The sequence below is a fragment of the Microcoleus sp. K4-B3 genome (genome assembly GCF_036704615.1).
In the GTDB taxonomy this organism is placed as follows: Bacteria; Cyanobacteriota; Cyanobacteriia; order Cyanobacteriales; family Microcoleaceae; genus Microcoleus.
In genome coordinates this window covers 16,873-37,749 of the sequence record NZ_JAUBSF010000055.1, presented here as the reverse complement: position 1 = coordinate 37,749, position 20,877 = coordinate 16,873, and the positions used below count along the sequence as shown (strand labels likewise).

The following is a 20,877-nucleotide window of genomic DNA, read 5'->3' as shown; positions in this document are numbered from 1 at the left end:
GGTGATGATTGGTTACTTCTGGCGATCGCGATGAACGCATTTTGGTCAGGCGATTGAGTTAGGGATACGTAATAAACTTGGTTTTTTGCCGCTCGCAATTTTAACTGATATCAGATTTAACTCATGCCCTCACGTCTCTGGTCAGGAGTTCTTAACTAGGTGATACGAGCGCAACCAAAATCTTGAGTAAAAAATACTCAAGATTGTCTCGGATGATTCACTTTTACCCCCTCAATCCGCCTATGTGCCAGTTGGGGGTGCGGAATGTGGGTTCTAACTCCTCACTCCTCACTTGTTTGCCACCCTGTTCCTACCTACATTCCGCACTCACAACTATCACAAAGCACTCGATCGAGCGCCTAAGCTTTAGCATCAACGGGGTCAACGGGCTATGTCCCTGATTCTGTCTGCTTTGTAGCTCCCTGTGTTACCCCGTCAGCTTTAACTCTTCACTAACTATTAAAATCTTGCAACTTAACCTCGCCAAATTGTGGAGTTTTGTTTTGTGTGATGCCTTCATTCTATAATTTTTATCTCACCCAATCATATGAGGGAATTGCCAGAGTCGGGTACTTCCCTACCAGTCTAGATAGTTTAGAGCAGGAAAAAGTCAAATGTTTGGAAGTCATAAACTACCCATGGTGGTAGATATAGCCATTACCCTTTTCGGCATTGCTGGGCTTGTGGCTGGGTTCGTGTTTTTGAACTGGCTGGCTGGTTTTAGCTTGAAAGCGCTAGAGTCAACCCGGTTTCGGAATCACTCTCCAAAAGTCACGAACCTGCGACAAAATATCACGGTCATATTACTCGTGACCTGCGTCGCTCTGTGTTTGCTGGTGGCAGGAGTGAATGGGGCGCTGATTTTTCAGGGGAAAAGTCTGTTGTCCTTTTACCTGGGTTTGCTGAGCAGCATTCCCCGCAAAATTTGGAACCAACTAGCGATCGCCTTCTTGAAGTGCATTAGCCTACTATTGCTGGTCAAGCTCAGTCTACCTTATCTACTAAAGGTGCTGGATCGGGGCAGCGTGCTGGCTCAAGGCTCGGATCAGATCACCGCCAACGACGAAAGCGTTGAGGTATTTTTCAACTCGCTCAAAAAGGTTGTATCAAATGGAACTTGGCTGCTGGCGTTGATTTTTTGCAGCAATTTTCTGAACGCACCGGCTGTCGTCACCAAGTATCTCAGAGTCGGACTCAAAGCTTATTTGGCAGTTTCTCTAGGGCAGTTGCTCATCAAAGTGCTGTCTGTGCTGATCGACACGCTGGATGCTCTGAGTCTGCGTTACTCCAGCAGCGAAAATGTATTGCGTCACTATGAACGCTTTCGACACTTAGTGCCAGGACTGAAGAAGGCACTGGAATACATTTTGTATGTTGCGATCGCAACTCTAATTATTCAAGACATCGACTCCATCGCTTGGATTACGAATTATTCAGGTCAAATCATCCAGATAATTGGACTCTATTTCCTGTGCGGAGTCTTTATTGAATTTACTAATATCATCTTAGAAGATTTAGTCCTCAAAACCGATCATCTTACCGATTTGCAGCGGCAGCGGCGTCTTACTATCATTCCCCTCTTCAAAAGTATCTTAAAGTATCTGACTTATTTTGTCGGAGGAATTATTGTTCTGAATTTAGTCGGCATCAATCCAGCTCCCATTCTGGCTGGAGCAGGTATAGTCAGTTTAGCTGTGGGGTTTGGGGCACAAAACTTAATCAACGATATTGTCTGCGGCTTCTTCATTTTGTTTGAAAACTACTATCTTGTGGGTGACTACATAGAGGTAGGGAAGGGAGAAGACCGGATTTTGGAGGGAGAAGTTGAAGCCATCGAACTCCGTACTACTCATGTTCGTCACCCAGACGGACAGTTACAGATTATCCGCAACGGAGAAATCGGCTCAATCGTCAATTACTCCAAACAATACAGCTATGCCAAGGTAGATGTTCCAGTTCCACCAGGTTTGGATCTGGATGCAGTGTATGCATTAATTAATGAGGCCGGACGGCAGCTTCAGAGTGAATGCCCAGAAGTATTGGAACCCACGCGAATTGAAGGACTAGAAAATTTTGATGCCGACAATCTGGTTATCCGAACCATGACTCGGGTGAAACCAGGCAAGCATCTATATATTCAACGGTTATTACGCAGCAAGCTCAAGTCAGTGTTCGATCGACAATTTGCACAGAGATAATTAAGTAGGTCGGCATTAATATTGACTGTTGAGGCAAGGCAGAGGGCAGAAGGCAGAAGGGAAGAAGATTTTAGGCTCAAAACATTCGTTGACATACCTTGTTTTTTTTGTGTCTGCTCACATCTTGCACCAGAGCCAGGTTCTTCCTTACTTAGTGTGCTAAAATATTAGCCAATCTGAATCCTCTCTTTGTGCAACAATCTGTCAGTCCCGCACTCGGGCAGGACTGACAGATTGTTGCACTACTGCAGTCAAGTCATCCCCCCTCATCCGTTAAATGATTGTGAACAAATTAATAACCAAAATTCTTAATCTACCTGGAGTTGTAGTAGAAAAAATTCAACAAAGGGCAAGGGATTAGAGAATGAATCGATTGGTTAAAGAAGGCAGAACCTTACTACAAAAAAACCGTGAAAACCATCGAGCGAAGGATCGGCAGAGGTAGCTGGGTATGCCTGAACAAAGAACCACCAAAGGCGTTGTCGAAGGAATCAATAATAAATTAAAGCTCTTAAAACGCTGTGACTTTGGATTTAGGAGTTTTCATAACTTTCAGGCTCGCGCCTTATTGTTTTGGCATTTTCCTAAAACTTTAGCATACTAAGTACGGAAGAACCATTTGTTCAGTCCTGCTGTCGCGTCTCGCTCACTATCATCTAATTCCCGGTTCAGTCGGTCAACGATCGCTAATTTGTTCGATCGGCAATTCTATGATAAACTCGGCTCCGTGGCCCAGTGCAGACACGCAGCTCAGTTTGCCACCGTGTTCTTGGACAACTTTGTAGGAAATTGACAAGCCTAAACCGGTGCCTTTGCCGGCAGGTTTGGTGGTAAAAAAAGCCTCGAATAGCTGCTGGGAAACTTCTTCTGGCATACCGGGGCCATTGTCAGAAATCCTAATTACAGCATTGGAGTTTTGGACTTCTGTCCTAATTTTAATTTTGCTGCGATTAGCTTTGGCTTCGGGAACTGAATCCCCTTCGTTGTATTCCTCGATCGCGTCGATCGCATTTCCGATCAAATTCATAAATACCTGATTGATTTTCCCCGCATAACACTCAACTAAAGGCAAATTTCCATAGTCCTTAATTACCGCAATTTCCGGATAGTTGCCTCTGGCTTTCAGGCGGCTTTGCAGGATCAGCAGCGTTCCTTCAATCCCTTCGTGCAGGTTAACTTTGCTCATTTGAGAATCGTCTTTGCGGGAAAAATTCCTGAGAGATCGCACGATTTCCCGAATGCGATCGGCCCCAACCTGCATCGAAGACATCGCTTTCGGCAAATCTTCTAGCAGAAACTCTAGCTCGATATCCTGAATTTTATCTTTAATTGCTGCCGGCGGCTGCGGGCAGTGCTTCTGGTACATATCGATCAAATTCAGCAAATCTTCCGTGTAGTGGCCGATGTGGACGAGATTGCCGCAGACGCTGCTAACTGGATTGTTAATTTCGTGAGCAACACCAGCTACCATTTGACCGAGTGTAGACATTTTCTCAGTGTGAATCAATACCGCTTGAGTTTGCTGCAACTCGTGCAAAGTATTTTCGAGCTGAAGTTTTTGTTGGGTTAACTCTATTTGCGATCGCAGCAAAGCTTCTTCACTGCGTTTCTGCTCGGAAATATCAGTAATTAACCCTTCCAAAGCTATCAACTCTCCAGAGTCGGAAAACACCCCCAAACCTTGCTCCCAAACCCATTTTAATTCGCCGTTTTTAGAAGTAATTCGGTAATTTAGCTGATAGGGTCGATTTTCTTGCAAGGCAACTTGCACGGCATTCCACAAATTATCGCGATCGTCCGGGTGAGTCAATTCCGAGAGAGAAATTTGCCGAGTGCCAATAAATTCTTCAGGAGAATAGCCTGCTAACTGATAGCAACCTTCGCTGACAAACTCCATACTGCGATCGGCATCGTTGCGAAAACGGTAGGCCATCCCCGGCAAATTGCTCATCAGCGTCGCCAAGGCCCGCTGGCTTTCCCGTAGGGCTTCTTCGGCGTGTTTGCGATCGGTAATATCCGTCATCACCGCCAGCATACAGAGTTCGCCGTCCAAGTTAATCAATTCCGCTGACAGCAAACACACCACCACCGATCCCGACTTCATCCGAAACTCGCATTCCTGATTGCGAACAACACCTTGTTCGTGCAAACTTTGCCTAAAATTAAGTCGGTCTTGAGAGCTTACCCAAAGATTTAACCCCGGTACTGTATTGCAGGTCGTTTCTTCTAAAGCATAACCAGTCATCGACAGAAAACTATCATTAACTTCAATAAAACGACCCTCAGCAAAAGTAGTAATAATCATCGGGTCTGGGCTCGATCGAAAAGCCTTAGAAAACTTTTCTTCCGATAAACTCAACTTTTTAATAGCCTCTTCCAACTGACTTGTCCGCTCTTTAACCCGGCATTCCAATACCTCATTAGCCTGCTTCAAAGCCTCCTCAGCCTGCACCCGATAAGTGATATCGCGCACCACCGCTTGCAGTGCCATTTGGCCGCCGATATCCATAGAATTTAGCAGCACTTCCGCCGGAAACTCGGAACCATCCAAACGGCATTGCAGCCAGTCAAAACGGCAATTTCCCGATCGCAGAGCCATATTAATTCGCTCTTGAGCCAGACTCATAGAATCTTGTCCATCCGGTTGCAACGACGGGCTGAATTCTGAAATATGCTTGCCGCAAAACTCCGATAAAGTGCTGCATCCAAATAACTCTAAAGTTGCCGGATTGCAATCCAAAAAACCCTCTTCATCTAGCAGCATAACCGCATCAGTAGTCGATTCGTACAAAGTGCGAAACTTTTTTTCCGACGCCTGCAAAGAAGCAATCAACTGCATCTTTTCCTCACCCGCCCGCTTTTGCTCGGTAATATCCTGCATTACTTGAGAAAAGCCCTGCAACTTTCCGCTTTCATCGCGCAAAGGAGTAACAATAATATTCGCCCAAAATCGCGAGCCGTCTTTGCGAAGCCGCCAGCCTTCATTTTCGTATCGACCTTCTGCCACCGCCCTGATTAATTTTTCTTGGGGCTTGCCGATTTCAAGATCTTCTTTCGTGAAAAAACACTCGCAATTATTACCGACTATTTCATTAGCTTTGTATCCCAAAATGCGTTCTGCACCAGAATTCCAGCTAGCTACATATCCACTTGTATCTAACATAAATATAGCATAATCCTTAACGCCTTCAATTATTAAGCGCAGGCGTTCTTCGCTTTCTCGAAGTGCAGATTCGGCCTGCTTGCGCTGGGTGATATCTTCTACAAAACCTTCATAGTAGAGCAATTTCCCCGCTTGATCGCAGACAGCCCGCGCATTTTCAGCGATCCAAATTATTGTTCCGTCTCGGCGATAAATCTGCGACTCAAAATCAGATACGATGCCCTGTTTTTGCAAAGCAGAAACAAACTGATCGCGCCGATCGGGGTTGACGTAAAGCTGATCGCTGATATCAGTCAGACAGCCCCTCAATTCTTCGGCGGAATTATATCCGTAGATGCGGGCCAAAGCTGGGTTAGCGCTGATGTAGCGACCGTCTTGGGTTGTTTGAAAAATCCCCGACACAGCATTTTCAAACATACTATAATATTTGGCTTCCATTTCGTGCAGTGCCTCCGCGACATTCAGGCATTCTATCGCTTTATTTCCTAATTTTTGATTTCCCACTTTTGAATACCCTGCTCTTGCGTTTGAGTTGAATATTTTTGGTCTAGCGCCTGTTATTCTTGAGCCATTAATTAGGCAGAAAGATGCTGTGCCGCCCGGACATGAGTGTGTTTATTCATCTGTCCTACTGGGCTGTTAGTTGTTAGTTGTTGTTGATGAAAGTTTAGTTGATCCGGTCTGTCTTTGTTTGAGGCTTGACTGGCTGTCACGATCGCACTGGCAAATCCATCGGCCTGCGTTGCAGGTGTTCGAGCAAAACCCGCTCGTTGAAATCTCCCTGAAATATATTAGCAGTTGAATACCCTGAAATAAATTAGTGGCAAGGCTGTTGTTACAATAAAAAGCAGGGACTTCTAGAACCGCAAAAGTCTATTTTTATGATTTGGGTGAGAGTGCGATCGACTCTTACCCAAAACAACTAACCCGCCTGTATAAGCTAAACACTCCCTGTCCGTGCTGTCAGTCGATTTGAGATTTGAGATTTGAGATTAAAGAATTGACTCCATAGATGAATCTGGGGCTCTCCTAAAGTCTAAAATTTTTGGTTCTCCACAACTCCTGTCGGAAACTTTTATCGGTCTTTGGGTGCTCTGAGTTACTGTTAAGTATTCTTGCTGATAGATAATTACAGCGGACTGCTGGCAGTTGTACGATCTGGGGTTTCTCTGTAAAGTTGGCACAACAAGAGGGTAATTGTTGTATCAAAAAATTCATATTCGGCGACTGCGGACGGACAAATTCTGTTGCGGTGCTGGCATTTGGGCAAAAACCTGGGCCCGGGCGCGCAAAATTTGGTCGGCAAGTCTGGTAAAATCCCGATCGATTCTCGGTTTGGCCGCCAAGCTCGATCGGGCTAAATTTGACTAGAACGAACTAATAAATGACAGATTCCCCTCTACTAGCAACGCCAGAGTTATCTCCTGCTTCAACCCAGACGGCGGATTCTCCTCTGTGGCCGGCCCTGCTGCAACAACTGTTAGACAGACAATCTCTCTCACGCGCCCAAGCAGCCGACTTGATGCAGGGATGGCTAGCAGAATCTATTCCCCCCGTCCTTTCAGGAGCAATTTTAGCGGCCCTCCAAGCCAAAGGCATCTCTGCGCAAGAATTGGCAGGAATGGCTCATGTATTGCATTCTCAGTCGCTTGCAGGCGAGTCGGAGAGCATTTTCAATCCCAAATCCTCAATCTCCAATCTCAAATTAATTGATACTTGCGGCACAGGCGGCGACGGCGCATCCACGTTTAACATTTCCACTGCTGTAGCTTTTGTGGCCGCCGCCGGCAAAGTTCGAGTCGCCAAACACGGAAATCGATCGGCATCAAGCAAAGTGGGCTCTGCTGACGTGTTGGAAGCACTCGGAGTCAACCTCAACGCCGATGGCGCGAAGGTAAGAGCTGCGGTAGACTCCGTGGGTATCACCTTTTTATTTGCGCCGGGGTGGCATCCAGCACTTAAGGCTGTAGCGTCGCTCCGGCGCACTTTGAAGGTGCGGACTGTTTTTAACCTTTTAGGGCCTCTCGTCAATCCTATGCGCCCTACAGGGCAGGTAATCGGGGTGTTCGATCCCAGTCTGGTATCAACTATTGCTCAAGCTTTGGGCGAGTTGGGGACTGAGTTAGCTGTAGTCGTTCACGGCAGAGAAAAATTGGACGAGGCGGGTTTGGGTGATGTGACTGATTTGGCGGTTTTGTCGGATGGCAAAGTCGAACTCACTACTTTAGATCCTGAAAAGGTAGGATTGACACCAAGTGCGATCGGCTCGTTAAAAGGCGGAAATGTTGAGGAAAACGCCGAGATTTTGCGGAATGTTTTGCAAGGCAAAGGTACGCCAGCACAAATGGATGTTGTAGCTTTGAATGCGTCTTTGGCTTTTCAGGTGGGAGGTGCAATTCCTATGGGTTCTCACGCAGCAGGAGTTTCTCTGGCTAAGGACATTTTATTGAGCGGCGAATCTTGGGTGAAGTTGCAGCAGTTGATTGAGTTTTTGAAATGAAGTCAGTTGTCAGTTGGGAGTTGGCAGTTGGGAGTTGACAGTTGGGAGTTGACAGTTGTTATATCATATTCGATCGATTGACCATGATTCCTATAGGGGCGGGTTCACCAGCAATAGTCGCCAAAAACCGACAATCTCAAAAACCAGCCCCTACTATGTATGATGCGCGATCTATCGGACATGATATTAGTTGTTAGTTGACCCGAAAGTTGTTGGTAGTTGTTAGGAAAGAAGTTGCTACAAATAACCAGTAACCAATAACAAATAACAACTAACAAATAACAACTAACTGCTGACTTCTTGTTAAGAGCGCGATCGAAATTCAATCACATCTTGCTTAATCGTTATGTCTTTATTACCAAAAAAGTCGTGACCCAACAGTCCGATCTCTAGGGATGGCGAGATGGCAACAACTACATTTTGAACCGCCAGACCCCCAGCTTCAATAGAAGTCAAACGACCGAGGGGAAAAGTAGCCACTCCGTTCGGAGTTTGTGCTTGCACTGTTCCCTGGAGAACAAGGCCCAAGGCTTGAGCCATTGCTGGTGTAATTACTGTGCCACTAGCTCCCGAATCTACCATCATCTCAAACTTTTGTTTGCCGTTAAATGTGACTTCTATGACGGGAATATTAGCCTCTCTGCGTTTGATTTTTGCCTGAAATACTCCAGACTTGGCCGCCGCGCGCGAAGTAGCGGGATTCAATGTTTCGGGGAGAAAACCGCAGACTGATTGGCTGAGGTTGAGGGTTCTGCCTGAGGAGCTCCGCATGAAGCATCCCTCACTTTCTTGAGCCACTGCTCGCGAGGAGTTGGCAACAGTCCCTACTAAAATTGAACTGCTCAGAGAAATAACTGTTGTTAACACCAGTAACGGTTGGCGCAGGTTTTGAGCGTTCAGTAGATGCTTGTATAAGTTTGAGAGTAAAGGCAAGGGAGATTTGCTAGCCATAGTTTGATTAAACGGTGTAGCTCGATCGTAACAGCGACAACTGCCTTTTGGTATAGATTTAGACTTTCCGCCCGCCCTCATAAGCTGCTGGTAGATAAATTGCTGGCGCGGGGGGAGAGGGAGAGAGTAGGAGATGCCGAGAGTGGGGAGTGGGAGAATTTGCACTTGTTGCTGCTTTTTGATTACCTGTTGCATAACTCCGGCCTCCGGCATAAGTGCCTTGCTTTCGCGAGCCCTTGCACAAATTCAAATAATATCTGTATATTGCCGGCTAGCATCAAATCCCAGGCAGTGGTAAGAATTAAACCAAACGAAAGTAATTAAGGATGCCATGTCACTTTCAACTGCACAACCCGCTCTCCTAGTCCTGGCTGACGGTACTGCTTACCGCGGCTGGTCCTTTGGCGCTAACGCTACCGTCGTCGGGGAGGTAGTATTCAATACCGGAATGACGGGCTACCAAGAAGTCTTGACAGATCCCAGCTATTGCGGGCAAATTGTAACTTTTACTTATCCAGAATTGGGCAATACCGGGGTAAATCTCGAAGACGAAGAATCCTCGCGCCCGCAAATTCGAGGTGCGATCGCCCGGAACGTATGCAGCCGCCCCAGCAACTGGCGCTGCTCGCAATCTCTGCAAGACTACCTCAAACAGTACGATATCCCCGGAATTTACGGCATCGACACCCGGGCCCTCACTCGCAAAATTCGCACGGTAGGAGCGATCAACGGTGGCATTTCGACCACGATTCTCGACCAGGCGGAGCTTTTGGAGCAAGTGCAAGATGCCCCCAGCATGGACGGGCTGAATCTGGTCCAGGAAGTCAGCACCCGCAAGGTTTACGAGTGGTCTGAAGCCACGGACTCGGTTTGGGAGTTCAGTCCTACAGTCAAACCTGCTAACGGCGAAATGTGGACGGTGGTGGCGCTAGACTTTGGGATCAAGCGCAACATCCTGCGGCGTCTGGCGAGTTACGGGTGTCGGGTCATCGTTGTACCGGCTGACACGTCGCCAGAGGAAATCCTCAAATACAACCCGGACGGCATTTTTCTGTCCAACGGTCCCGGAGATCCGGCGGCGGTAACGGAAGGGATCGCGACTGCGAAAGCTTTGTTAAAGTCGGACAAACCCGTATTCGGCATCTGCATGGGACACCAGATTTTGGGACTTTCCTTGGGTGCAGAAACTTTTAAACTTAAGTTCGGGCACCGGGGATTGAATCATCCAGCGGGTTTAACTCAGCAAGTAGAAATTACTAGCCAAAATCATGGTTTTGCGATCGACCCCGATTCCCTAGTCCCCGAAGTAGAAATTACTCATCTCAATTTGAACGATCGCACCGTAGCCGGATTGAAGCACAAAACTCTGCCATTGTTCTCAGTCCAGTACCACCCAGAAGCCAGTCCCGGCCCGCACGATGCTGACTATTTGTTCGATCGATTCGTGCAGTCAATGCGAGACAATCAGAAAGTAGCCAGCAGAAAGTAGTCAGCAGTCAGCAGTCAGCAGTCCGCTAATGACTGCTGCCTCAAAAAAAACTCAAAACCGCTGACTAAAAAAACTGTAGACAAAAGACCAAAAAACTCCTATAATGAAGCCTCGACTTTAAGCCATATCTAGCTAGGAGGGTGTCATTCCTGAGTCATTGACCCTGACCGTTAGCCTCAGAGGCACTCGGGAAGTCAAGAATAACTATCAGTTATTTCGCTTGACTGGCCTGCTGGACGCTTTTTCTGAGGCAACTTTTCGGAAGGTACTGAGCAAATGTATTGACGAGGGCCCAAAACACGTAATTTTGGACTTGTCTCAGATAGACTTTGTGGATAGTTCAGGCTTGGGCGCACTTGTGCAACTTGTCAAAAAAGCCCAAACCTTGGAGGGGACATTGCAAATTGTCTCAAATCCCCGCGTAACTCAGACTGTTAAACTGGTTCGCTTAGAGAAATTTTTGTCTTTGCAGCCTTCGGTTGATGAGGCGGTAAAAAACGTCAAGGATGCTTGACGCCAAAGTGGATTAAATTAGCTATCCGGTTCTCAACGCTGGATAGCAAATTTTTATTGTTGTGCTGGTAAAAATACCGATTTTCCCAGAAGCTGCGACAAGTGTTACCGCTATTTCCCCCGATGCTTTGAACTCCGGTGGCAGGGCAGTAAAATATGTGTTGCAAAAACGCGGAAAAATGGTATAAGAAGTAGAGCATCCCGATGAGTGTAAAAAGCCTTTTTTAGGACTGCGAGCGTCGCGCAAAGCTTTGCCTATATATCTCGCTTCGTGCTCTGACAGCGAACACTCCTGTGAAAGCTATAATTGCTGAAGTGACGAAAGACGAAATAAGTCAGTGACTAGAAAAACCAAGCTGTGCGGAAGTTTTATTTAAAAAAGTATGTTGCCGATCGCAGATGACGGGCTCAAACTGAGTCTGACGGATATCAGTTTAAATCGAGTGCATCCTGCGAGGGCTACACCAGCAGAAATAGAAAGAATTTCGCCCGCAGCCTGGGCATATTTGGGGGATGCAGTATACGAACTCTACATTCGGAGTTTGTATTTAATGCCGCCCAGAAGATTGCAAGCTTATCATGAATTGGTGGTGGGGCAAGTACGAGCCGAAACTCAAGCGCGTCACTTGCGATCGCTCTCTCCTTACTTGAACAGTATAGAATTAGCAGTTGTCAAGCGCGGCCGCAATGCCGCATCGGGCCGTTCTAAGCGAGCCGATCCAGAAATATACCAACAAGCCAGCAGCTTAGAAACCTTGGTCGGATATTTGTACCTCACCGATCCCGAAAGATTGACCGAACTTTTGGCACTTTTAGAACTTGAGAATGAAATGATTTAGCAGTTAAGAGTTGGGAATGAGGAGGGATTAATTAACAACCCTTGCACGGCGGCCCACCTAAAACAGCAAAAATCTCGATCGGGCAAACAGGATTTATCAGCCATTAATTAGCAACTTTAGCACAGCAAAATCCTTGCTCCCTCCCCACCCAATCTAAAATCTCACAGCCCCAAGATCGATCCGTTAATTCTTCAATTCTTCAATCGATGCTTCCTCCCCAGCCCAACTAAAATCTCACAGCCCCAAACAAGATTGCTCCGTCAATTCTTCAATCGAAAATCAAAAATCGAAAATCAAAAATCGTTTTGACTGCCACAAAAAACCCATGAGAAAATTTACCAAACCAAGCTCCTCGCGCTCAAATTCCGACAGCAAGCCATTCAAAAGCGAAGGCCGCCGTCAGGACTCACAACCGTCCTCTCCCCGCTTTGAACGCAAGCCCCGTCCCGACACTCGCGGAGTAGATGCGCCTCAAAAGCGATCGACCTTCGCCCCCCAATCCCGAGAAATGCCCGTGCGAGCAATTTTCAAACGGAGAGCCAATTCCGACAGCCAACCGGAAATTCGCAGAAATAATCATTTCAAAGACAGAGACAGCAGCCCCCAGGAATCCCGGGGCAATTATTACCAAGACAGAGACAGAGACAGAGACAGCAGCCCGCAGCCGGTTCGCAACAATTTCAGAGACAGAGACAGCAGCCCGCAGCCAGTTCGCAACAATTTCAGAGACAGAGACAGCAGCCCGCAGCCGGCCCGCAACAATTTCAGAGACAGAGACAGCAGCCCGCAGGAATCCCGGGGCAATTATTACAAAGACAGAGATAGAGACAGCAGCCCGCAGGAATCCCGGGGGAATTATTACAAAGACAAAGACAGAGACAGAGACAGCAGCCCGCAGGAATTTCGGGGCAACCATTTCAGAGACAGAGACAAAGACAGAGACACTCGCCCTGTTGACACGGCCTCAAATACAGTCGTGCAACCAGACACAGACACAGACATGATTTACGGCCGCCATGCGGTGCAAGCGGCTTTAGAAACAAACCAAGTCCTCAACCGGATCTGGGTTGTCCCGCACCTGCGGTACGATCCCCGCTTTCACAGCTTGCTAACCGAAGCCAAGGCCAACGGCAGCATCATTGATGAAGTTGACGATTTGCGCCTCGACTACATCACGCGCAAAGCCAACCACCAAGGCGTAGCGGCTCAAGTATCAGCTTACGAATACCTGGATTTGAGCGAACTGATCGCAAAGGCTAAGTCTGCTTGCGAAGATCCAGTAATTGTGGTGGCAGAAGGACTCAACGATCCCCACAATCTAGGGGCGATCATTCGCACCGCAGAAGCATTGGGATCTCAGGGCATGGTGATTCCGCAGCGGCGGGCTGTTGGGATTACGTCGGCAGTGAGAAAAGTGGCAGCAGGGGCATTGGAAAGCCTGCCAGTGGCGAGGGTTGTCAATCTTAACCGGGCGCTGGAAGAATTGAAAGAGGCTGGATTCTGGATTTATGGCACTGCCGCAGGCGTGGGTGACTCGGTAGAGACAATCAAGTTCTCTGGGCCTACTGTTTTAGTTGTGGGGGGTGAAGCTGACGGTTTGAGCCTTTTGATACAGCGCGGCTGTGACGGATTAGTTTCAATTCCTTTAAGGGGGAAGACTCCTAGCCTGAATGTCTCGGTAGCAACGGGGATGGCTTTATACGAAATTTACCGCCAGCGCGGGCCCAAAAAGTTTCACGTACACGGCTCCTAAAGGTGGTTGAAAAAAAGAGCACAACAGAGTAGTTTATTGTGGATGCCGCCCAGAATTGAGCGGCAGCACACCCTGAACAAGTAATGAAAGCCGATCGGCTTTCGTTACGGACAGGCGAAAGTAGAAGGGGCCTTCCCTAAGTTCAAACAGGAATTCAATACCAATCTATTTAAATATCAGCTTTAAATAGGTTTGGATAGGTTCTTGGTAGCAGTCAGCCACGTGTAAATAACAAAAGCCTAGGCGTGTTCGCAGCACCCTGAAAACACCGTCAAATACATTAGAAAAGCACATGAAAGAATTCTTGATTAGCTTGCTCAATTTTTTCGGATTGGCTTGGTGGGTTGAAGTGAAAACTTCAGCGCCACGGTGCATTTACTATTTTGGGCCGTTTTTGACGGCTCCAGAAGCGGAAGCTGCAAAAGCAGGATATGTAGAAGACATAGAAAATGAAGGGGCAGAAGGTCTTCGTGTTTCAATTCATCGCTGCAAACCTCTTACTTTGACGGTTGCAGATGATTTGGGAAAGCTGAGTGAGGGAGGGCTGTTGCCTGTTTTGAGCGGTCAGTAGAAGCAGGGGAATTTTGAGTTTTGAGTTTTGAGTTTTGAGTTGTAAATTAAAATCCGGTAACTACGGAATTATACCTTGCTTGCGAGCCCTGATAGGGAGCGGGAAGCTCGCACTGCACTCCGAAAATGATGATTCGGAGGTAAACGGCAACGATATAAATTCAAAATTCTTGACTGTTGGGTGATTAATTGCTTCTGACAAACTCCAAACTTAAGACTAGCAATTACCAACTGCTTGGGGGAAATTCTCAATCCAACGATCGATGTCTGCGAGTACCCGATCGGGAATTTCCCAAGGGAACAAGTGGGCTGTATTTGGATAGCACTGCCACTGACTATTGTGGAGGTGGCGGGCTGTTTCTAAACTCGATGCCGAGGTGATGTGCCGATCGCCCTCTCCGGCCAACACCAAGGACGGACATTGAATGTCGCCGAGGTGGATCAGTCGATCGTATCCAGCCCTCAGAGCGGTATTTAAAGCCTTGGTGGCCGTGTTGGAAGTTTTGAGGTAGGCGGGGGTACCTGCCTGTGCTAAGTAGCGGTAAGGGGTGGCTTTCTGCTGCTGTATCAAGTAGCGAAAGAGCGATCGCCTACCAAAAGTATCAATATTCCACTGCCAACCGGGTATCGCCCAATTGATAATTCCGGCTAAACCGGTGTAAAGGTTATCTTGCCAAGAGATGGGAGGGTGACTTCCTCGCGGTTTGGCTGCGGATGCCAGTAGAATCAAACCGGTGACTCGCTGGGGATATTTCATGGCTAATTCCAGGGCTAAAATCCCTCCCAAAGACCATCCGATCACCAAACACCGATCGACTCCCAATCTGTCTAAAAGTGCTTCTAAATCAAGGAGGTGGTCGGTCATTTCAAAGAAAGTTGAGGTGCGGCTGTTGCCATATCCGCGCAAGTCTGGGGCGATCGTCTGGAACCGCTTGGATAAGTGTTCTGTAAAGACGGACATACAATCGCCGGAACCTGGATGGCCGTGCAAGCAGAGGATGGGAAATCCTTCGCCTTTGACGGAAACGCTGAGTTTTTGATGCGGCATTTTTTAACTGTTTGGGCGGTGCGTTTTCCCCAGCTATAAATTTTATATTCCAGCCGTTAAAAGCTGGGGTTTCGGACAATGTAATCGGCAATTTTAGAAATAGACTGGCGCATTTGCAGATCGCTGCTGCGGGTGTCAATCACAGTCATCACATAGGCTTCGCCATCAATGCTCATCGCTAAAGTTGTGCCCAGAACCAGGGAATTTTGGCCTGTTTTTTCGCCCAACCACTGAGCTTTAGTTCCTTCCAAGGCTGCAAATCCCAGAGCGCGATCGTACTGGCGGTTGAGAGTTTCTATTAACAGTTTAGCACCAGGTGTTTCGCCATTGTAAATTTGCACCATCATTTCGGTGAGTTCGTTAGCAGTCAAGCGGTTGGGACCGGAACCGGGGTTGGCGGGCATAATCTTTTCCCCCATTAATTTGAAGTTTACCCGGGTGACTTGGTAGCCGCGATTTTCTAAGAATTGATTGATGTAATCGGAACCCAAATAATCAATAAGTTGATTGGTGGCGGTATTGCTGCTGCGATCGATCATTTCTTCTAACAGTAGCTGTAGCGGGTAATTTTTAGGGGACAAAATCTGCGTCGATGAGTCTTCGGTAAAATTACCGCGATTGACAAATACTTCCTTGTTCAAACTTATTTTCTCTTTTTCCACTTTTTGCATCAGGGCGACAGCAATCGGCAGTTTAATTAAGCTGGCTGGACTCACTGGAGGTACATCACCCCGCAGGTGCACGCACTCTCTAGAAAGGTTGCAAATGCCGATCGAAGCTTGCCCAGACAAACCGCTTTCCCGGGCAACCGCAGCCAAAAAATCTGATTTTGCTTGCTGCACTTGAGAGGTTGCTGCCGTTAAATTTTCCCGGTATTCTTGAGCTTTTGAGGCAGTGAGGGAAGCTAAAAATGAATTTTGAGGAACTTCCTGCAAGTTGTTGAGGGCCTGATGCCAGAAAAATTGAGTTTGCTGCGAAGATTCGATCGACTGATTTTGCTGCCGTGTAGTTTCTACGGCTCGGTTGGCTAAACGGACTGCTTGCTGTAAGTTGTCGTTAGCCCTCTGTTCTACTAATATTTGAGCTTCCACCGCCTGCAACTGCTGTAGGACTTGTTCTTGAGGATTTGTGGCGACGGGAACTAAGCGGGAGAGCAGGGTTGGTTCTGGGGAGGGAGAGGGGGGCTGTTCTAATTCGCTGACGAGCCGATCGCGAATTTTGTAGAGTTCGTCTAAGGAACGCGGGTTAGATGATTGAGAGAATGAAGTTGCGATTGTTAACATCTGAACCAGTCCGATGCCAGCTACTACTGCCAAAGTCTTGTTGGCGATCGACAAAAAAGGCCTGATCCCTCGCATATTCAACATCCTCAACACAACCAAATTCAATATAAGCAGCTATTGTTACAGGAGTCAAACGATTTTAGATTTGTTCTCCAATCTAAAATCTAAAATCTAAAATCTAAAATGGTTCGATCGCGCCACTGCGCTAAGATAACCAAAATAAAGGGAGCGATCGCACGAAGGAAATCAACCCCCTCTAAATATTGCAAACTATCTACTTTCTGCGCCGCCGTCGCCAGTCAGCACCCAACCGCTTGAGGTAATCCCAGCCGCGTTGGGGCCAGACATGATCGCTACCGATTTTTTCGGCAATCCAGCGAGCTACTTTGGGGCCTGTCCAGTCTCCGCCGTCGGGGGCAGATCCTTGCAGCGCTTGTCGCAGTTCTTCTTGCTGTTCAGGATCCAGCAAGGATTTCGCAGGAGGGGGCTGGCGGTCTCCGCTGCGGTTCCTGACAGAGTTAGGGCCTTCTCGGTTGTAGCGCTGGACAATTTCTTTGGCGTAGTCGTAGTTGAGACCTACGACTTGGGCTGCTTGTTTGATAGTCCAATTTCGGGAAACTAAGAGCAGCAAGTGCCAGCGGCGCGACTCTGTGGTGTTTTGTGCCTGCCGGTAGCGAAGTTTGAGTTCCTCTGCCGTCAGGTGGGATTCTAAGTGAGCTTTAGGTGGCATTCCTCCAACGGGGCATCGGGAACTTCTTACCATATATCTTTGGTTTTGGGGATAATTCCGGATGAAATTGTTTTCCTGGGGATCGTGGGGGCAAATACTTAGCTTTTTTTGCTGCTGATGCACGCAGATAGATACAGGTGAGGAAGCACTGCTGTTTTTTTGCAGGTGCGCCTAACAAAAGACCTCGGCGTGGCGGTGAGCGTTCCGAGCTTTTTTGTGAACCCCACATTTCTGAGCGGCTTTTTGACCCGTGGCACAATGGGCGTGGATGCGAAAAGCTCGATCTTTTCTGTAATTACGCTGCAGCCATTAATTCACTCGGATGACTGATAACTTTTCGTAATTTTTGGCTAGAATAGCGCACTTTATTATCTGGGGATAATTCTTTTTGAAGTTGCAGCAACAAGCTAATACCTTGTTGCTCATAAGTCAATACGGTTCAGTTAAGCCCGATCCTCGCTAGCCCCCCGAACCAAGGAGGCAACAAGAACTCGATCTTGCATCCCCCCAACGATTGGGGGTATACGAGAGGGATCTGCGGGCAATAAACAGTGTGACCCAAGCGTATTGGCTAATAAGTTTCTATTTCTTCTTGAGTTTTTTCAGGGCTATCAGGAGGGTAATCCAAGTTGAAATCCGCTTGATATCTAAATATGGTTTTAAACCATGGATTAATTGTATCTAGCGAAAGGAGTAAGAGTTCAGGATCGATCTTGCCAAGATTATCTGGTTACATTCCCCATAAAGGGTAGCAGCAATAATCGGGAATGAATTTATTTATTTTGATATTTTTCTACGCTAAATCATTGTTGCGTAGAAGATAACCTGGGTGAGATATTTTAAATGTTATATTTTAGATTAAATAATGAAAAAAGACTAATTTTCTTTGATGTTTTAGATTAAAACATTCGGAATGGGTGATTTTCTAAGGATTTTAATCTTGCATACATAGGTGTGGAAGCAGAACCTAATTATGTAGGCTGCGCCTTGCGCGCCTTACCCTGATAATTGGCACGTCAAACTACTTTTTGCATAAGTTATAATACAGTTGCATTCTTTGTTGTTTAAAACATTAGGTAAAAAGCTCTAGCGCTATTTTTTGTCTGGTGCGATTTTGAGAATTTAATCTATTGTATGTAAAAGGGTCGATCGCGCGATCGAACAAAGCCACAAAAATAACGGACTTTGCCGAATAGCTGTAAGTGCGTGCAATTGCCAGCTATATTAACTGTATTGTCTCAAAGTAGAAATGATAAAGGTACGAGCATGGCATCCATCCGCGAGTTGCACCGACAACTGGTCAATAAAGAACGCTCGGCTGTGGAAATTACTCAAGAAGCATTAGACCGAATTACCCAGCTAGAGCCGAAGTTGAAAAGCTTTCTGTGCGTGACAGCAGACAGCGCATTGGCGCAGGCCCACAAAGTGGATGCCCAAATCGCAGCCGGAGAGCAAATTGGCCTGTTGGCCGGCATCCCGATCGCCGTTAAAGACAATATGTGTACCGAGGGCATTCCCACAACCTGTGCATCTCGGATTTTGGAGAATTTTGTGCCTCCCTACGATGCAACCGTCGTCTCGAAACTCCAAGCAGCCGGTGCGGTGATTGTGGGTAAAGCGAATATGGACGAGTTTGCAATGGGGAGCTCGACAGAAACTTCTGCTTATCAAGTTACCGCGAATCCTTGGGACTTGGAGCGCGTGCCCGGAGGGTCTTCTGGCGGTTCTGCCGCAGCGGTAGCCGCCGGAGAATGTGTCGTGAGTTTGGGTTCGGATACAGGCGGCTCAATCCGCCAACCTGCTGCTTTTTGCGGTTTGGTGGGGCTGAAACCGACTTATGGATTGGTTTCTCGCTACGGTTTGGTCGCCTATGCTTCTTCTCTCGATCAAATCGGGCCCTTTGGCAGGACTGTTGAGGATGCGGCGATTTTGTTGGGGGGGATCGCCGGTTACGATCCGAGAGATTCCACGAGTCTGAATGTCCCAATTCCTGACTACGCCCAAGCTTTAAGACCCAGTTTGCGACCGAAGGGTCAGATTAGAATTGGTGTAATTAAAGAAACTTTTGGTGTCGGGTTGGACTCGGGGGTTAAAGACGCTGTTACTAAGGCGATCGAGCAATTTCAACAATTGGGCGCAGAAATTCAAGTCATTTCTTGTCCCCGGTTCCGCTACGGTTTGCCCACTTACTACATTATTGCTCCCTCGGAAGCTTCGGCAAATTTGGCGCGATATGATGGAGTCAAGTACGGTTTTCGGTCTCCAGACTCCGATAATCTTTTGGATATGTATGCCAAAACTCGCTCTCAAGGGTTCGGTGCGGAAGTTAAACGCCGGATTGCGATCGGCACTTACGTTTTGTCGGCTGGATATTACGACGCCTATTATCTAAAAGCTCAAAAAGTTCGGACTTTGATTAAAGAAGACTTTGAAAAAGCTTTTTCTCAAGTTGATGTTTTAGTGTGTCCCACAGCTCCTACTACCGCATTTAAAGCAGGCGAAAAATTTAACGATCCCCTGAGTATGTATTTGTCAGATTTGATGACTATTCCGGTGAATCTTGCTGGTTTGCCAGCTTTGAGTTTGCCTTGCGGATTTGATGATAAAGGAATGCCGGTGGGCATACAACTGATTGGTAATCTTTTGCAAGAATCTCGCCTGTTTCAAGTGGCTCACGCTTACGAACAGTCTACGAATTGGCACTTGCACCACCCGGAATTGGATTAATTTTTGAAAATCGGCGGAATACGGCGGCGGAAGTTAGTAATCGATCTTGGCTAATTGTCTGAATTAATCATTTGCCATTAGCTTTTGACCGATATCTAATTTCCCGCGTGCTCTATCTATGAACAAGTTGCTAGTATTCCTTTTGTCTAAATCGCTAATAGCTTTTGGGATAGTTTTGGCGGTCGCTTATTCCGCTGCTTGTGTATTCCTCTTTGTAGCCCAAGGTAAGTTTATCTTTTTTCCCGCGCGCGCGATCGAAACTACCCCTGACGATTTTCAGTTGAGATATCAAGATGTTTGGCTGCCAATTCCAACTAAAAAAGGCGCGGTGGAAAGCGTTCACGGGTGGTGGATTCCTGCCTCGGAAAATCCCCCCAGCCCCCCCTTAGCAAGGGGTGGAGCCAGAAAGGGGGAGTCGTTTCTGGCTACGCCCCAAAGTGACAAACGGGTCATCGCTGCGGTTCCCGCCCTTAACAAGGGGGGGTTAGGGGGGGTAGTTTTGTACCTGCACGGCAATGCTTCAAATGTGGGATCAAATGTCGAACACGCTTATCGATTTCATCGATTAGGTTTGTCGGTATTTGTGATGGATTATCGCGGTTATGGAAAAAGCCAGGGCGATTTTCCGAGTGAATCTCAGGTTTATGAGGATGCTCAACTTGCTTGGGATTATTTGGTGAAACAGCGGGGGATTAACCCGAATCAAATTTATATCTACGGTCATTCTTTGGGAGGGGCGATCGCGATCGATCTAGCCGTGCGCCACCCGGAGGCGGCGGGGTTAATTGTAGAAGGCTCTTTTACTTCGACGCGGGCGATGGTGGATTTCCAAAAAGGGCTGTTTTGGATGTTTCCGATCGATTTTTTGCTGACGCAGCGGTTTGATTCTCTTTCAAAAGTCGATCGCCTGCAAATCCCCGTGCTCTTTATTCACGGGACTGCTGACAATGTAGTTCCAGTGGAAATGAGCAAAAAAATGTTTGAGGCAGCACCTGATCCCAAACAGCTTTACATAGTTCCTGATGGAGGTCACACTAATGTGGCACATATCGGGGGCGCAGAATATCTGCAAATACTGAGCCAATTTTTAGGTTCTTCAAACTAGATAAAAGC

The 20,877-nt window shown here is 47.2% G+C and carries 16 protein-coding genes; 11 read left to right on the top strand and 5 right to left on the bottom strand.

The genetic code is table 11. The features are described 5' to 3' along the window. Positions 1-614 precede the first annotated feature (614 nt). Together QUA78_RS21260 and QUA78_RS21255 are read left to right on the top strand one after the other, a co-directional pair. Positions 615-2,198: a mechanosensitive ion channel domain-containing protein gene (locus QUA78_RS21260; RefSeq protein WP_333302192.1), complete on the top strand. Its 1,584-nt coding sequence runs from the start codon at positions 615-617 to the stop codon at positions 2,196-2,198. 451 nt (positions 2,199-2,649) lie between these two features. After that, complete coding sequence (locus QUA78_RS21255; protein WP_445302360.1) at positions 2,650-2,802, top strand: transposase; 153 nt, start codon at positions 2,650-2,652, stop codon at positions 2,800-2,802. A 72-nt stretch (positions 2,803-2,874) separates the two neighbouring features. Here QUA78_RS21255 and QUA78_RS21250 read toward each other — a convergent pair whose 3' ends face one another. Beyond that, positions 2,875-5,865 carry a PAS domain S-box protein gene (locus QUA78_RS21250; RefSeq protein WP_333302193.1) on the bottom strand — a complete coding sequence of 997 codons (2,991 nt, stop codon included), beginning with the start codon at positions 5,863-5,865 and terminating at the stop codon, positions 2,875-2,877. 693 nt (positions 5,866-6,558) lie between these two features. On the opposite strand from QUA78_RS21250, the gene QUA78_RS21245 reads away from it, so the two are divergent. After that, positions 6,559-6,732 (top strand): hypothetical protein, encoded by a 174-nt coding sequence (locus tag QUA78_RS21245; protein WP_333399008.1) that lies wholly within the window; start codon positions 6,559-6,561, stop codon positions 6,730-6,732. Positions 6,733-6,745: 13 nt separating this feature from the next. Next, positions 6,746-7,861 carry an anthranilate phosphoribosyltransferase gene (gene trpD, locus QUA78_RS21240; RefSeq protein ID WP_333302195.1) on the top strand — a complete coding sequence of 372 codons (1,116 nt, stop codon included), beginning with the start codon at positions 6,746-6,748 and terminating at the stop codon, positions 7,859-7,861. A 303-nt stretch (positions 7,862-8,164) separates the two neighbouring features. On the opposite strand, the gene QUA78_RS21235 is transcribed toward trpD, so the two are convergent. Then, positions 8,165-9,007, bottom strand: coding sequence for a retropepsin-like aspartic protease (locus QUA78_RS21235; protein ID WP_333302196.1), 843 nt, complete (start codon positions 9,005-9,007; stop codon positions 8,165-8,167). 136 nt (positions 9,008-9,143) lie between these two features. Between QUA78_RS21235 and carA the strand changes: the two genes are divergently transcribed. From carA to QUA78_RS21210, 5 genes are all read left to right on the top strand, one after another. Next, complete coding sequence (gene carA / locus QUA78_RS21230) at positions 9,144-10,301, top strand: glutamine-hydrolyzing carbamoyl-phosphate synthase small subunit (protein ID WP_333302197.1); 1,158 nt, start codon at positions 9,144-9,146, stop codon at positions 10,299-10,301. 157 nt (positions 10,302-10,458) lie between these two features. After that, entirely contained in the window at positions 10,459-10,815 is a 357-nt protein-coding gene (locus QUA78_RS21225) for an STAS domain-containing protein (RefSeq protein WP_172186150.1), read from the top strand. Positions 10,816-11,197: 382 nt separating this feature from the next. After that, positions 11,198-11,653: a ribonuclease III domain-containing protein gene (locus QUA78_RS21220; protein ID WP_333302198.1), complete on the top strand. Its 456-nt coding sequence runs from the start codon at positions 11,198-11,200 to the stop codon at positions 11,651-11,653. A gap of 325 nt (positions 11,654-11,978) precedes the next feature. After that, positions 11,979-13,406 carry a 23S rRNA (guanosine(2251)-2'-O)-methyltransferase RlmB gene (rlmB, locus tag QUA78_RS21215; RefSeq protein ID WP_333399007.1) on the top strand — a complete coding sequence of 476 codons (1,428 nt, stop codon included), beginning with the start codon at positions 11,979-11,981 and terminating at the stop codon, positions 13,404-13,406. A gap of 292 nt (positions 13,407-13,698) precedes the next feature. Then, on the top strand, positions 13,699-13,977 hold the full coding sequence (locus QUA78_RS21210) for a DUF1816 domain-containing protein (protein ID WP_333302200.1): 279 nt from the start codon (positions 13,699-13,701) through the stop codon (positions 13,975-13,977). Positions 13,978-14,193: 216 nt separating this feature from the next. Here QUA78_RS21210 and QUA78_RS21205 read toward each other — a convergent pair whose 3' ends face one another. The 3 genes from QUA78_RS21205 to QUA78_RS21195 all read right to left on the bottom strand — a co-directional run bounded on the left by QUA78_RS21205 (position 14,194) and on the right by QUA78_RS21195 (position 17,037). Beyond that, positions 14,194-15,024 carry an alpha/beta hydrolase gene (locus tag QUA78_RS21205; protein WP_333302201.1) on the bottom strand — a complete coding sequence of 277 codons (831 nt, stop codon included), beginning with the start codon at positions 15,022-15,024 and terminating at the stop codon, positions 14,194-14,196. A 56-nt stretch (positions 15,025-15,080) separates the two neighbouring features. Then, complete coding sequence (locus QUA78_RS21200) at positions 15,081-16,382, bottom strand: serine hydrolase (protein WP_333302202.1); 1,302 nt, start codon at positions 16,380-16,382, stop codon at positions 15,081-15,083. Positions 16,383-16,581: 199 nt separating this feature from the next. Continuing rightward, the gene (locus QUA78_RS21195) at positions 16,582-17,037 is read right to left on the bottom strand and encodes a helix-turn-helix domain-containing protein (RefSeq protein ID WP_333302203.1); all 456 of its coding nucleotides are present in this window, start codon (positions 17,035-17,037) and stop codon (positions 16,582-16,584) included. A gap of 1,266 nt (positions 17,038-18,303) precedes the next feature. Here QUA78_RS21195 and gatA point away from each other — a divergent pair. Together gatA and QUA78_RS21185 are read left to right on the top strand one after the other, a co-directional pair. Then, complete coding sequence (gene gatA, locus QUA78_RS21190) at positions 18,304-19,764, top strand: Asp-tRNA(Asn)/Glu-tRNA(Gln) amidotransferase subunit GatA (protein WP_333302205.1); 1,461 nt, start codon at positions 18,304-18,306, stop codon at positions 19,762-19,764. A gap of 118 nt (positions 19,765-19,882) precedes the next feature. Further along, the gene (locus tag QUA78_RS21185; RefSeq protein WP_333302206.1) at positions 19,883-20,869 is read left to right on the top strand and encodes an alpha/beta fold hydrolase; all 987 of its coding nucleotides are present in this window, start codon (positions 19,883-19,885) and stop codon (positions 20,867-20,869) included. Positions 20,870-20,877: the final 8 nt, after the last annotated feature.

Excerpts from the sequence above, each read along its gene's own strand:
- QUA78_RS21260 (WP_333302192.1), top strand. The coding sequence starts at position 615 with ATGTTTGGAAGTCATAAACTACCCATGGTGGTAGATATAGCCATTACC.
- QUA78_RS21255 (WP_445302360.1), top strand. The coding sequence starts at position 2,650 with ATGCCTGAACAAAGAACCACCAAAGGCGTTGTCGAAGGAATCAATAAT.
- trpD (WP_333302195.1), top strand. The coding sequence starts at position 6,746 with ATGACAGATTCCCCTCTACTAGCAACGCCAGAGTTATCTCCTGCTTCA.
- QUA78_RS21235 (WP_333302196.1), bottom strand. The coding sequence starts at position 9,007 with ATGCAACAGGTAATCAAAAAGCAGCAACAAGTGCAAATTCTCCCACTC.
- carA (WP_333302197.1), top strand. The coding sequence starts at position 9,144 with ATGTCACTTTCAACTGCACAACCCGCTCTCCTAGTCCTGGCTGACGGT.
- QUA78_RS21220 (WP_333302198.1), top strand. The coding sequence starts at position 11,198 with ATGTTGCCGATCGCAGATGACGGGCTCAAACTGAGTCTGACGGATATC.
- rlmB (WP_333399007.1), top strand. The coding sequence starts at position 11,979 with ATGAGAAAATTTACCAAACCAAGCTCCTCGCGCTCAAATTCCGACAGC.
- QUA78_RS21210 (WP_333302200.1), top strand. The coding sequence starts at position 13,699 with ATGAAAGAATTCTTGATTAGCTTGCTCAATTTTTTCGGATTGGCTTGG.
- QUA78_RS21205 (WP_333302201.1), bottom strand. The coding sequence starts at position 15,024 with ATGCCGCATCAAAAACTCAGCGTTTCCGTCAAAGGCGAAGGATTTCCC.
- QUA78_RS21200 (WP_333302202.1), bottom strand. The coding sequence starts at position 16,382 with ATGCGAGGGATCAGGCCTTTTTTGTCGATCGCCAACAAGACTTTGGCA.
- QUA78_RS21195 (WP_333302203.1), bottom strand. The coding sequence starts at position 17,037 with ATGCCACCTAAAGCTCACTTAGAATCCCACCTGACGGCAGAGGAACTC.
- gatA (WP_333302205.1), top strand. The coding sequence starts at position 18,304 with ATGGCATCCATCCGCGAGTTGCACCGACAACTGGTCAATAAAGAACGC.
- QUA78_RS21185 (WP_333302206.1), top strand. The coding sequence starts at position 19,883 with ATGAACAAGTTGCTAGTATTCCTTTTGTCTAAATCGCTAATAGCTTTT.